The sequence below is a fragment of the Pseudomonas sp. BF-RE-22 genome, from assembly GCF_019956155.1.
GTDB lineage: Bacteria > Pseudomonadota > Gammaproteobacteria > Pseudomonadales > Pseudomonadaceae > Aquipseudomonas > Aquipseudomonas migulae.
Map to the genome: position 1 here is coordinate 131648 of NZ_JAHBDD010000055.1, position 13168 is coordinate 144815.

A 13168-nucleotide genomic window follows, 5' to 3' on the forward strand; every position below is an offset into this window, starting at 1 on the left:
CGGTTGCCCATAACAACAGGAGTCACCGCACTATGAGCCGCGCCCCAGACACATGGATTCTGACCGCCGACTGCCCAAGCGTCCTCGGCACCGTGGACGCGGTGACCCGCTTTCTGTTCGAGCAGGGCTGCTACGTCACCGAGCACCATTCGTTCGATGACCGGCTCTCGGGTCGTTTCTTCATTCGCGTGGAATTCCGGCAGCCTGACGGCTTCGACGAACAAGCCTTCCGCGCAGGGCTGGAAGAGCGTGGCCAGGCGTTCGGCATGATCTTCGAGCTGACCCCGCCGCATCACCGCCCGAAAGTGGTGATCATGGTCTCCAAGGCCGATCACTGCCTCAACGATTTGCTCTACCGCCAACGCATCGGCCAGTTGTCGATGGACGTCGCCGCCGTGGTTTCCAACCACCCGGACCTCAAGCCGTTGGCCGACTGGCACCAGATTCCGTACTACCACTTCCCGCTCGACCCGAACGACAAACCGTCGCAAGAGCGCCAGGTGTTGCAGGTGATCGAAGAATCCGGTGCCGAGCTGGTGATTCTTGCGCGCTACATGCAGGTGTTGTCGCCGGAGCTGTGCCGCAAACTCGATGGCAAGGCGATCAATATCCACCACTCCCTGCTGCCCGGTTTCAAAGGCGCCAAGCCGTATCACCAGGCCTACAACAAGGGCGTGAAACTGGTCGGCGCCACGGCGCATTACATCAACAATGACCTGGACGAAGGCCCGATCATCGCCCAGGGCGTGGAGGTGGTGGACCACAGTCATTACCCGGAAGATTTGATCGCCAAGGGGCGGGATATCGAGGGGCTGACGTTGGCGCGGGCGGTTGGGTATCACATTGAGCGACGGGTGTTCCTCAACGCCAATCGCACCGTCGTTCTTTAGATCGCCTTCGCGGGCAAGCCTCGCTCCTACAAGGGCAACTCGATCACCTGTAGGAGCGAGGCTTGCCCGCGAAGGGGCCATAACAAACAACACAAGACACACAGGCAATAACCCGAGCAATCAACGCGCCGCCGATCCTGGGCGACGCGGCTATTACATAAAAACAACAGCGAGGTGAAAGCATGTCTGGCAATCGTGGTGTGGTGTATCTCGGCGCTGGCAAGGTCGAAGTACAGAAAATCGACTATCCGAAAATGCAGGACCCGCGTGGCAGGAAGATCAACCACGCCGTGATCCTGCGCGTGGTTTCCACCAACATCTGTGGTTCCGACCAGCACATGGTGCGCGGTCGTACCACTGCTCAAACCGGTCTGGTACTGGGTCACGAAATCACCGGTGAAGTGATCGAGAAGGGCAGCGACGTCGAGAACCTGCAGATCGGCGACCTGGTGTCCGTTCCGTTCAACGTGGCTTGCGGGCGCTGCCGTTCCTGCAAGGAAATGCACACCGGCGTTTGCCTCAGCGTTAACCCGGCACGTCCGGGCGGTGCTTACGGTTACGTCGACATGGGCGACTGGACCGGCGGCCAGGCGGAGTACGCGATGGTGCCGTACGCGGACTTCAACCTGCTGAAACTGCCCGACCGCGATCGCGCGATGGAAAAAATCCGCGACCTGACCTGCCTCTCCGACATCCTGCCGACCGGTTACCACGGCGCAGTGACTGCTGGCGTTGGCCCAGGCAGCACGGTGTACATCGCCGGTGCCGGTCCGGTTGGTCTGGCGGCTGCCGCTTCCGCTCGCCTGCTGGGTGCGGCAGTGGTCATCGTCGGTGACGTCAACACCGTTCGCCTGGCGCACGCCAAGGCGCAGGGCTTTGAAATTGCCGACCTGTCCCTGGACACCCCACTGCACGAACAAATCGCCGCATTGCTGGGCGAGCCAGAAGTGGATTGCGCCATCGACGCCGTGGGCTTCGAAGCGCGCGGTCACGGCCATGATGGCGTGAAGCACGAGGCTCCGGCCACCGTGCTCAACTCGCTGATGGGCGTGGTTCGGGTAGCCGGCAAAATCGGTATCCCAGGCCTGTACGTGACCGAAGATCCGGGGGCCGTGGACGCGGCCGCGAAAATGGGCAGCCTGAGCATTCGCTTCGGTCTGGGCTGGGCCAAATCCCACAGCTTCCACACCGGCCAGACCCCGGTGATGAAGTACAACCGCCAGCTGATGCAGGCGATCATGTGGGACCGCATCAACATCGCCGAAGTGGTGGGCGTTCAGGTGATCAGCCTGGATCAAGCACCTCAGGGCTACGGTGAGTTCGATGCAGGCGTGCCGAAGAAGTTTGTGATCGATCCACACAAACTGTTCAGCGCGGCATAAGGCTTCACGCAATGCAAAACGGCGACCCTCGGGTCGCCGTTTTTGTTTGAGTCATCCATCTGTCCAGTGACGAACGGGCTCAAAATGGGCGTAGCGCTGAGGAACATGCCGGCAGAAGCCGAGTCAAATCGGCAGGTTTTTCCGCCCATTGCCGGGCGGTTTTCATGGCGCAAGAGGATGTCTGGATGAAGTTTTCACGTGGTTTTGTACTGGCATCGCTCATGACTCTGGTGGCCAGTCCGGTCTTCGCGCAGTTCAGCTTGAGCGATGCAGCCAGTGCCATTTCCGGCATGAAGGACGATAACGCCACCACAGCGGCAGCGCCGACTGCTGAAACAGCCGATCTGCTGGGGGCGCTCAGCGAGTTGAACCTGACGCCACAACAATTGCTTGGCGGTACTGGAGCGATGCTCGGCCTGGCGAAGAATCAATTGAGTTCAACCGACTATTCGGAGCTGGCCCAAAGCGTACCGGGCATCGACATGCTGTCCGGCGGCGGTGAGCTGGGGGCCATCGCCGGTTTGCTCGGTTCGTCCGGCAAGGTGGCCGGGCTGGACAATGTCTTGGGCAACGTCAAGGACACCAATGACCTGAACAATGCGTTCAGCGCATTGGGCATGGAAAGCGGCATGATCGGTCAGTTTGCCCCGCTGATTCTGCAATACCTCGGTCAGCAGGGCGTCGCCGGTTCGCTGCTGCAGAACCTGGGCGGGATCTGGGGCGCCGGCACCTGATTCAGCGGCGCTCGGCGCGCAAGGCGTCGATGCGCCGGTCCTTCTCGATCCAGAGTTGGTTGACCCAGTTCTGGACCGTTTCGCGAAACACCGGATCGTTCTCGTAATCGCCCTGCCACAGCGCGGGGTCGAGTTCGCGGGTCTTGATGTCAATGATGACCCTCGGCACGTTGCCGCTGATCAAATCCCAAAACCCCGGAATCTTCTGCTGCGGATACACCACCGTCACATCGAGAATGGCGTCCAGCTGTTCACCCATTGCCGCCAGCACAAACGCCACGCCGCCAGCCTTGGGCTTGAGCAAATGGGTGAACGGTGACTGCTGCTGAGTGCTTTTCGCCGCCGTGAACCGGGTGCCTTCCAGGTAATTGACCACCGTCACCGGCTGGCGCTTGTACAGTTCGCACGCCGCTTTGGTGATCTCCAGGTCCTTGCCGGCAAGCGTCGGGTTCTTCTCCAGAAACGCCTTGGTGTAACGCTTCATGAACGGGTAATCCAGCGCCCACCACGCCAGGCCCAGGAACGGCACCCAGATTAGTTCTTTCTTGAGGAAGAACTTGAAGAACGGCGTGCGCCGGTTGAGGGTCTGGATCAGTGCCGGAATGTCCACCCAGGATTGGTGGTTGCTGATCACCAGGTACGACGTGTCTACCCGCAGGTCATCGCCGCCTCGCACGTCCCATTGCGTGGGGATGCACAGACGGAAGATCAGCTTGTCGATCTCGGCCCAGGTCTCGGCGATCCACATCACGGCCGTTGATGCGTAATCACGCAAGCGGCCGGGCAGGACCAGTTTGAGCAGGGCAAACACCATCAGCGGCCCGAACAGGACCAGGGTGTTGAGCAACAATAGCAGGGTAACGAAACAGCCGGTGAGCAGGCGGCGCATAAGTAACTCTTGAAAGCGTTTGGGCGCGCCATGATAAGCAGCTTCGGGCGACAGGCCAAATCGGGGGGAACGAATGTTTCACGGTTGCGTGAGTATGCTGGGTCTTTGGTGATCATTCCGGCCTCTTCGCGGGCAAGCCTCGCTCCTACAGGATTGGGTGTGTTCCCGCGATGTGCGGCACCACGCAAAACCTGTAGGAGCGAGGCTTGCCCGCGAAGCGATCCCAAGAACGAACGAATTGCTCACCGACGGTCTAAAATTCCGCTGCCCACTTTCCCAGGATGCCCCTTACGTGAAATCCCTCCTCGCATTGCTTTCCCTCGTGGCCCTGCCGGTCCTGGCCGCCGAGCCGACCCTGTACGGGCGCTACGAATACATTGCGCTGCCGGAAATCGGCGGTGAAGTGCTCAAGGCCAAAATGGACACCGGCGCCCTGACCGCCTCGCTGTCGGCCAAGGACATCGAAACCTTCACCCGCGACGGCGAAGAATGGGTGCGCTTCCGTCTCGCCACCAAGGACGCGAGCAACAAGGTCTACGAACACAAGGTTGCGCGGATCAGCAAGATCAAGACCCGCTCCGAAGAGGACGAGGATGAAGATGTTGCGGCGCCCACCAAGCGCCCGGTGGTCGATCTGGAACTGTGCCTGGGCAACGTCAAGCGCACGGTCGAGGTCAACCTCACCGACCGCAGCAGCTTCAACTACCCGCTGCTGATCGGCGCCAAAGCCCTGCGTGAATTCGGCGCGGCCGTGAACCCGGCGCGACGTTTTACGGCGGACAAGCCCGACTGCTGATTTCAAGTGGTCTCATTGACGTGACGTGAGGCATGGGGCACCGTTCGCCCACTCAACTGCCGGGCTCGGACGCCATGCCTCATATCCTGATTGTCGAAGACGAAGCGGCGATTGCCGACACCCTGATTTTCGCCCTGCAGGGCGAAGGGTTCACCACGACGTGGCTGAGCCTTGGCGCCGCCGCGCTGGAGCATCAGCGGCAGACGCCGGCCGATCTGATCATTCTCGACATCGGCTTGCCGGATATCAGCGGCTTCGAAACCTGCAAGCAACTGCGCCGTTTCAGTGAAGTGCCGGTGATTTTCCTCAGTGCGCGTGATGCGGAAATCGACCGTGTCGTGGGCCTGGAGATCGGTGCCGACGATTATGTGGTCAAGCCGTTCAGCCCACGGGAAGTGGCCGCACGCGTGCGGGCCATCCTCAAGCGCATGGCGCCGCGTGCAGTGCCCGACGCTGGCTCTGCGCTGTTTCGCATCGACAGCGAGCGGGTACAGATCTGCTATCGCGGCCAGTTGTTGAGCCTCACCCGCCACGAATTCCGTCTGCTGCAATGCCTGTTGGAACAACCCGAACGCGTGTTCAGCCGCGAGCAGTTGCTCGATGCGCTGGGCGTCGCCGCCGACGCCGGGTATGAGCGCAGCATCGACAGCCACATCAAGAGCGTGCGCGCCAAATTGCGTCTGGTGAAGGCTGATGCCGAACCGATCCAGACCCATCGCGGCCTCGGTTACAGCTACAGTCCGGGGCACAGCTGATGCCCTTGGGGATCCGGATATTCCTGGTCTATGTGCTGTTCATCGGCCTGACCGGTTACTTCGTGCTCAACACCGTGATGGAGGAAATCCGCCCCGGTGTGCGTCAGTCAACCGAAGAGACCCTGGTCGATACCGCCAACCTGATGGCCGAAATCCTGCGCGATGATTTCAAGGCCGGCACGCTCAATCAGAACCGCTGGCCCGAATTGCTCAAGGCCTATGGCGAGCGGCAACCGAAGGCGAGCATCTGGGGGTTGCCGAAAAATCAGGTCAACCACCGCATCTACGTCACCGACGCCAAGGGCATCGTGGTGCTGGATTCCAGCGGTGTGGCGGTGGGGCAGGATTACTCGCGCTGGAACGATGTTCTGCTGACTTTGCGCGGTGAATACGGCGCCCGCTCCAGTCGCAGCGATCCGAATGATGCCAGCTCTTCGGTGATGCACGTTGGCGCACCGATCCGCGACAACGGTCGGATCATCGGCGTGGTCACCGTGGCCAAACCTAACAGCTCGTTGCAGCCTTACGTCGATCGCACTGAGCGTCGATTGCTCGCGTATGGCGCCGGGCTGATCGGCCTCGGCTTGCTGTTTGGCGCGTTGCTGTCGTGGTGGCTGAGCGCGGCATTGCGGCGCTTGACCGCTTATGCGAAAGCCGTGAGTGAAGGCCGGCGAGTCGAGGTTCCACACTATCGCGGCGGCGAGCTGGAGCAACTGGCGACTGCTGTGGAACAGATGCGCACGCAGCTCGAAGGCAAGGCCTACGTCGAGCGTTACGTGCACACATTGACCCATGAATTGAAAAGCCCGCTGGCGGCGATTCGTGGTGCGGCGGAATTGCTGCAAGGGGAGATGCCGTTGGCGCAACGGCAGCGTTTCGTCAGCAACATCGACAGCGAAAGCGTGCGGATGCAGCAGTTGATCGAACGGTTGCTGAACCTGGCGCAGGTTGAGCAGCGCCAAGGCTTGGAAGAGCGGGTGGCCGTGCCGTTGGCGGGTTTGGTCGATGAGCTGCTGAGTGCTCAGGCCGGGCGCATCGAAGGCAAACGGTTAAGCGTGGAGCAGGCGATTCCAGGGGATCTGGCGCTGACCGGTGAGCCCTTTCTGTTGCGTCAGGCGCTGGGTAATCTGCTGGAAAATGCGCTGGATTTCACGCCGGTGAATGGCGTGCTGCGATTCAGCGCCGAGCGTATTGGCGAACAGATTGAGTTCAAACTGTTCAATCAGGCCGAAGCGATTCCCGAATACGCGTTGCCGCGATTGAGTGAGCGCTTCTATTCGTTGCCGCGTCCGGACAGTGGACGTAAGAGCACAGGGCTTGGGCTCAATTTTGTAGAGGAAGTGGTGAAGTTGCATGGCGGGACATTGAGCATTGGCAATGTCGAGGGCGGGGTTGAAGTGACTTTGCGCCTGGCTTAGAACCGAGTCGCGGCCAATCGCCGGCCCAGTCTCCACACACTCTCCATATTCCCTCCATAAACCCCACACACACCAACCCCAGACTCTCCCCATCCAAACAGGGAGAGTCCCATGAACCGAAATCTGACCATAAAACTCGGGGCCATTGCCCTGCTGATTCTGTTGTTGCTGATCCCGTTGCTGATGATCAACGGCGTGATCCAGGAGCGCCAGGAACTGCGCGACGGTGTGCTCGAAGACATCGCGCGCAGTTCCAGCTACAGCCAGCGCCTGAGCGGACCGCTGATGGTGGTGCCTTATCGCAAAGTGGTGCGCACCTGGAAGCTCAACGAAAAAACCAACGAGCGTTACCAGGACATCGGCGAAGAGCGCGGCCGTTTGTACTTCCTGCCGGAGCGTTTCGAACTCGACGGGCAGGTCCAGACTGAGCTGCGTTCCCGGGGCATCTACGAGGCGCGGCTGTTCCACGCCGACAACCGCATCAGCGGACACTTCTCGGTGCCGGCGCAGTTGGGCATCAAGGAAAACTTCGCCGATTACCAGTTCGATCAGCCGTTCCTCGCGGTCGGGATCAGCGACATTCGCGGTATCGAGAACGCATTGAAACTGGAACTCAATGACCAGCGCCTGGACTTTATCCCCGGCAGTCAGGTGGGCTGGTTGGGCGAAGGTGTACACGTGACGCTGCCGGCACTTGACCCACGTCAGGCCACGGAGCTGGCTTTCGGTTTCGACCTGCGTTTGCAAGGCACCGGCCAGTTGCAGGTTCTCCCGGTGGGCAAGACCAGCAAAGTCTCGCTGGCCGCCAACTGGCCGCATCCGAGCTTCATCGGTAACTACCTGCCGACCCAACGCGAAGTCTCCGATCAGGGCTTTACCGCGAATTGGCAGACCTCGTTTTTCTCCACCAACCTGCAAGAAGCGCTGAGCAGTTGCGTGTCCGGCGGCGACTGTGACGCGTTCAGCGGCCGCAGCTTCGGCGTGAGCTTCATCGACCCGGTGGACCAGTACCTGAAAAGCGACCGGGCGATCAAATACGCACTGCTGTTCATCGTCCTGACCTTCGCTGGTTTCTTCCTATTCGAAGTCCTGAAGAGCCTGGCGGTGCACCCGGTGCAATACGCGTTGGTGGGCGTGGCGCTGGCGTTCTTTTACCTGCTGTTGCTGTCGTTGTCCGAGCACATCGGTTTTGCCCTGGCGTATCTGTTGTCGGCCAGCGGCTGTGTGTTGTTGATCGGTTTCTATGTCTGCCACGTGCTGCGCAGCGTGCACCACGGCTTGAGTTTTTCGGCAGGATTGGCGGCGTTGTATGGCTTGCTCTATGGCTTGTTGAGCGCCGAGGATTACGCGCTGTTGATGGGGTCGTTGTTGCTGTTCGGGTTGCTGGGCGTGTTCATGGTGCTGACCCGCAAGCTGGATTGGTACGGGATCGGGCAGAAGACAGCCAAGCCGCTGGAGTTCGATATCGGGGTGGTGGAATGAGCCGGTCGTTGGGGTTGCGTGAGGATCAGCGGGAGGGGGAGGTGTTGGCGACGCTGATTTTTGGGTTGTTTCCGGTAGATCCGGTGTGGTGCCATCGCGAGCAAGCCCGCTCCCACACTAGAACTCCAGTGAACACAAAATATGTGCAAATCGAAGATCAAATGTGGGAGCGGGCTTGCTCGCGAAGAGGCCAGAACAGTCAGTGAAAATCTAGCCCTTCGGCATCGTCGCCACCATCGAAGGCCGCTGGCTCACTTCAAAATACCAGTCCGCCAGCTTCGGATTCACCTCGCGCCATCCCAGGTCCGGATGGCGCAAATCCACGTAGCCCAACGCACACGCCACACTGATCGCTGCCACATCGAAATGGCTGGTCAGCTCGGCAATCGCGTCTTTTTCCAGCAGCGCCAAGGCGCGGCGGATCTTGTCGCGCTGGCCGTCGAGCCATTCGTCCCAGTGTTTTTCCGGGGCGCGCAGGGCGACTTCGTAACGCACCAGCACCGCAGCGTCCATGATCCCGTCGGCCAGGGAGGCCAGGGTCAGGCGACGCCAGCGTGCCGAGCCTTCGCGAGGAATCAGCGGGTTGCCGACGTGTTGGTGGTCGAGGTAGTCGAGAATCACCCGGCTGTCATGGATGACGTTGCCGTCGGCCAGGCGCAGGGCCGGGATTTTGCTCAGCGGGTTGTCATCGATCAGGGGCAGGTCCGGGGCAACCGGGGTCAGCACACAGTTTTGCAGGGCGACGCGGTCTTGCTGACCGGTCTCGTGCAGCAGCACCATGACTTTGCGAACGAAGGGCGACAACGGGTTGTGGTAGAGGGTCATGCTCGGGGCGGACATGGCAGCATCTCGGTCGGTTTGCAGTGTCGGGAGCATAGCGCGTGGATCACGTAACTTGTAGGAGCGAAGCTTGCTCGCGAAGGGATCGCCTCGGTCCTTCAGTCAGACCGAGGCGATCCCTTCGCGAGCAAGCTTCGCTCCTACAGGTTTGGTGTGGTTATCGGCGTTGCAGGAGACCGCGCAGGGCCAGCGCGGCAGGAACGCCCAGGCCCAGCCAGCTCAACGCATCCCAAACGCCATCGCCCAGCAAGGCCGCAAACAACCCGGCAGCGCTGAGCAGCGCGATGACCGTCGGCGTAGAGAAGACCTTCCAGAAATTCGACTGCCGCGGCTTCATGCGTTGGCCTCCGCTTGTTCCAGTACAGGCCTGGCCGCTTTGCGCCGCACCACCCACAGGTAAACCCCGCTGCCGAGCACGATGATGGTCAGCACATCGAGGGTCGCCCAGAGGATTTTCATCGGCATGCCGCCGTAGTCACCGAAGTGCAACGGCTGCGACATGCCCATGGCGTCCATGTACCACGGCCGTTCGGCCACGGCGGTGACTTGCAGGGTGCTGGCGTCGATCAGCACCGGCGTCAGCAGATGCGAGGTCAGGTGCGTGCTGCCCTTCATGAACACCGCGTAATGGTGCTCACTGGAAAACCGCGTGCCGGGGAAGGCGATGAAGTCTGGCTGCATACCGGGCGCGACTTCTTTGGCGATGTCGAGCAAGCGGGTCGCAGGCGCGAGTTGCGTCAGCGCCGGCGCATCGCGATACGGTGCGACCATCGCGCTCAGGCTGTCATTGCGCCACGCGGCGATCAGCAGGTCGGCGCAGGCACTGATGACGCCGGTGACGCCGACCACCAGCGCCCAGGTCAGGGTGACGACGCCGATCAGGTTATGCAGGTCGAGCCAGCGCAGGCGCGTGGATTTGTCCTGGCGCACGGTGGCGAATTTCAACCGGCGCATGAACGGCAGGTACAGCACCGTCCCGGACACGATAGCCACTACAAACAGAATCCCCATGAACGCCAGCAGCAGCTTGCCCGGCAGGCCGGCGAACATGTCCACGTGCAGGCGCAGCATGACCATCATGAAGCCGCCGTTGGCCGATGGCATCTCCAGCGCTTCACCGGTGCGGGCGTCGAGCATGAAGGTGTGCGACGAATTCGGTTCGGTGCCGGCAGTGGCCGCCATGATCGCGATGGCGGCGTTCGGTTCGTCTTCGTCGAAGCCGAAATACTGCATGACTTCGCCGGGCCGATGTTTTTGAGCAGCCTGTACCAACTGCTGCAGATTCAACTGCGGGGTGTCGGCCGGCAGTTGCTGCAACTCGGCGGCATCGCCCAGCAAGTGGTCGATTTCGTGGTGGAAGATCAACGGCAAGCCGGTCAGTGCCAGCATCAGCAGGAAGACCGTGCAGATCAGGCTGGTCCAGGTGTGGACAAAGGACCAGCGGCGAATGGTTTTGCTTTTCATGACCCATCCAAATGCAAAAGGGCCACGGCTGTACCGTGACCCTTGTGTGGCTGTAATCCGCTCAGCGGTTTACCACTTGTAGTTGACTGCCGCCACGACGTTGCGCTCGTCGCCGTAGTAGCACCAGGTGCCATCGCAGGTCGACAGGTAGTCCTTGTTGAACAGGTTCTTCGCGGTGACGTCAACCGAAACGCCTGCCAGTACCGGGTTGATGCGGCTCAGGTCGTAATGCACAGCGGCGTCGTACACGGTGTACGAACCCACGTGACCATTGTTGGTGTTGGCCGTGTTGCCGTAGGTATCGCCGACATAACGCACGCCCGCGCCCACGCCAAAACCGTCGAGCACACCGGTGTGCCACGTGTAATCGGACCACAGGGAGGCCTGATTGCGCGGGACCAGTTTCATCCGGTTGCCCTTGTCGTCGCCCTTGAGGATCTCGGTATCGGTGTAGGTGTAGGAGCCCACCAGTTTCAGGTTGTCGGTGACATCGGAGACGGCTTCCAGCTCGATACCGCGCACTTTCAATTCACCGATCTGGCTGGTGACGTTGTTCTGCGACACCGACACGTTTTGCTGGCGCAGGTCGAACGCGGCGGCGGTCAGCAAGGTGCGGCTGCCCGGTGGCTGGTACTTCACGCCGACTTCGGTCTGCTTGCCTTCGGTGGGTTTGAACGACTTGGTCGAACTGGCATCGGCGCCCATCGAAGGCTGGAACGACTCGGTGTAGGAGATGTACGGCGTGATCCCGGAGTCGAACACGTAACTCAGGCCTGCGTTGCCGCTGAAAGCCTTGTCGCGCTGGGTGTTGGTGGCATCGCCCTGGTTATTGAACTGCGTCGAGCTGTGAATCCAGTCTTCGCGGCCGCCGAGGGTCAGGCGCCATTTGTCCAGGGAGATCTGATCCTGGGCGTAGAGGCCGGTCTGGTTGGTTTTCTGGTTGTAGTCGTAAAAGGTGCTGTACGCGACGTTGGAGAAGTCCGCACCACGGATTGGCTTGATCACATTGCTGTCGGGCGCGTTGCCTTCCAGCCATTTGTAATTGGTGTTGGTCCGCTGGTGGTCCAGGCCCAACAGCACGACATGGCTCAGCGCGCCGGTCTGGAAGTCGGCCTGGAAGTTGTTGTCCACGGCGAACTGGCTGATGTCCTCATCAACCTGATCGACCAGACGGCGCAGCGTGCCATCCGCCGCCACGACGTCACCGAACGACGCATAGGCTTGCTGGAACGACAGATCGCTTTTGGTGTAACGCAGGTTTTGCTTGAACTGCCAGACATCGTTCAGGCGATGGTCGAAGGCGTAACCCAGTGCGTAATAGGTGCGGTCGTAGTGATCGGAGTCCGGATCGCCAAGGTTTTTATGGTGCGAAATTTTCGCCCCGGCCGGAGAGGCCAGCTTGGTGCCTTGCAGAGGCAGGAACTGACCGCTGACCCCGGTATCGTCGCGGGTGAACTGCGAGAGGAAGGTCAGGTGTGTATCGTCATCGATGTTCCAGGTCAGGCTCGGCGCGAGGTTGTAGCGCTTGTCATCAATGTGATCGACCTGCATGCCGCTGTCGCGCACCACGCCGTCGACGCGGTACAGGAACTGACCCTCGTCATCGATTTTTCCGGTGCTGTCGAAGCTGATTTGCTTGCGATTGTTGCTGCCGACTTCGGCTCGCACTTCGTGGCTGGCAATGACGTCGGGACGGCGGCTGACCATGTCGAGCATGCCGCCCGGTGGCGTCTGGCCGTATACCGAAGAGGCCGGGCCGCGCAGGAGCGTGATGCGTTCCAGGTTCCAGGTTTCAGCCTTTGGGTTGGCGTAGGAACCTTTTGGCAACGGCAGGCCGTCGAGGAACTGGGTTGGCTCGAAACCGCGTACGCGCAGCCAGTCGGCGCGGGAGTCGCTGCCATAACTGCTGGCGATCACGCCTGGCATGTAACGCACGGCGTCATCGAGATTCTGTACGCCGCGATCTTCCATCTGGGCGCGGGTGATCACCGACATCGAGCGTGGTGCTTCGACAATCGGCGTATCGGTCTTGGTGCCGGCAGCGGTGCGAGTGGCGACGTATCCGTCAACCGGTCCCCAGGCGTTTTCAGTGTTTTCTACGCCGATCACGCTGGTTTCCGGCAGGGCCACCACGCCCTCAGGCATCGCCACCAGGCTGTAGGTGCCAGTGCTGCTCTGTTCCAGTTGCAGACCGGTGCCACGCAAAGCTGCCTGCAAGGCGCCAACCGCGTCGAACTGGCCATTGACCGGTGCCGACGTCTTGCCCGCCGCCAGCGACGGATTCAGCGACAGCGCCAGGCCCGACTGGCTGGCGATCTGGTTCAACGTTGTGGCCAATGGCGCGGCCGGCAGGTTGTAGGCACGAACGCTGGACGCTTGTTCGGCGGCGATCAGTTGGCTACTGGCCAGAGGGGCGCAAAGGGCAATGGCGACCGCCAGCAAACTGGGGCGCAACAAGGTGTTTAGCGTACGGGGCATGTAACGGCTCCTGAAAGGGAATACTTCTCAATTGCCTAGG

General features: G+C 60.9%; 12 protein-coding genes. 7 read left to right on the forward strand and 5 right to left on the reverse strand.

What is annotated here, in order from left to right:
• The first annotated feature begins 32 nt into the window (after positions 1 to 32).
• The 3 genes from purU to KGA82_RS23230 all read left to right on the forward strand — a co-directional run bounded on the left by purU (position 33) and on the right by KGA82_RS23230 (position 3006).
• Positions 33 to 890 (forward strand): formyltetrahydrofolate deformylase, encoded by an 858-nt coding sequence (gene purU / locus KGA82_RS23220; protein WP_008035031.1) that lies wholly within the window; start codon positions 33 to 35, stop codon positions 888 to 890.
• 182 nt (positions 891 to 1072) lie between these two features.
• On the forward strand, positions 1073 to 2272 hold the full coding sequence (gene fdhA / locus KGA82_RS23225; protein ID WP_008035029.1) for a formaldehyde dehydrogenase, glutathione-independent: 1200 nt from the start codon (positions 1073 to 1075) through the stop codon (positions 2270 to 2272).
• Positions 2273 to 2457: 185 nt separating this feature from the next.
• Complete coding sequence (locus KGA82_RS23230; protein ID WP_207284836.1) at positions 2458 to 3006, forward strand: DUF2780 domain-containing protein; 549 nt, start codon at positions 2458 to 2460, stop codon at positions 3004 to 3006.
• A 1-nt stretch (position 3007) separates the two neighbouring features.
• On the opposite strand, the gene KGA82_RS23235 is transcribed toward KGA82_RS23230, so the two are convergent.
• Entirely contained in the window at positions 3008 to 3895 is an 888-nt protein-coding gene (locus KGA82_RS23235) for an acyltransferase (RefSeq protein ID WP_223452613.1), read from the reverse strand.
• 292 nt (positions 3896 to 4187) lie between these two features.
• On the opposite strand from KGA82_RS23235, the gene KGA82_RS23240 reads away from it, so the two are divergent.
• From KGA82_RS23240 to creD, 4 genes are all read left to right on the forward strand, one after another.
• Positions 4188 to 4691, forward strand: coding sequence for an ATP-dependent zinc protease (locus KGA82_RS23240; protein ID WP_008045158.1), 504 nt, complete (start codon positions 4188 to 4190; stop codon positions 4689 to 4691).
• A 74-nt stretch (positions 4692 to 4765) separates the two neighbouring features.
• Positions 4766 to 5446 carry a two-component system response regulator CreB gene (gene creB / locus KGA82_RS23245; protein ID WP_223452614.1) on the forward strand — a complete coding sequence of 227 codons (681 nt, stop codon included), beginning with the start codon at positions 4766 to 4768 and terminating at the stop codon, positions 5444 to 5446.
• Entirely contained in the window at positions 5446 to 6864 is a 1419-nt protein-coding gene (gene creC / locus KGA82_RS23250; RefSeq protein WP_008045156.1) for a two-component system sensor histidine kinase CreC, read from the forward strand. The genes creB and creC overlap by 1 nt, the downstream gene beginning before the upstream one ends.
• A 111-nt stretch (positions 6865 to 6975) precedes the next feature.
• The gene (gene creD / locus KGA82_RS23255; RefSeq protein ID WP_223452615.1) at positions 6976 to 8346 is read left to right on the forward strand and encodes a cell envelope integrity protein CreD; all 1371 of its coding nucleotides are present in this window, start codon (positions 6976 to 6978) and stop codon (positions 8344 to 8346) included.
• A gap of 210 nt (positions 8347 to 8556) precedes the next feature.
• On the opposite strand, the gene KGA82_RS23260 is transcribed toward creD, so the two are convergent.
• The 4 genes from KGA82_RS23260 to KGA82_RS23275 all read right to left on the reverse strand — a co-directional run bounded on the left by KGA82_RS23260 (position 8557) and on the right by KGA82_RS23275 (position 13128).
• Positions 8557 to 9186, reverse strand: a complete 630-nt coding sequence (locus KGA82_RS23260; protein WP_008045154.1) for a glutathione S-transferase — start codon at positions 9184 to 9186, stop codon at positions 8557 to 8559.
• 157 nt (positions 9187 to 9343) lie between these two features.
• Positions 9344 to 9523, reverse strand: coding sequence for a hypothetical protein (locus KGA82_RS23265; RefSeq protein ID WP_223452616.1), 180 nt, complete (start codon positions 9521 to 9523; stop codon positions 9344 to 9346).
• Positions 9520 to 10650, reverse strand: a complete 1131-nt coding sequence (locus tag KGA82_RS23270) for a PepSY-associated TM helix domain-containing protein (protein ID WP_008045147.1) — start codon at positions 10648 to 10650, stop codon at positions 9520 to 9522. The genes KGA82_RS23265 and KGA82_RS23270 overlap by 4 nt, the downstream gene beginning before the upstream one ends.
• Positions 10651 to 10719: 69 nt before the next feature.
• On the reverse strand, positions 10720 to 13128 hold the full coding sequence (locus tag KGA82_RS23275) for a TonB-dependent siderophore receptor (RefSeq protein WP_223452617.1): 2409 nt from the start codon (positions 13126 to 13128) through the stop codon (positions 10720 to 10722).
• Between the last annotated feature and the right edge of the window lie 40 nt (positions 13129 to 13168).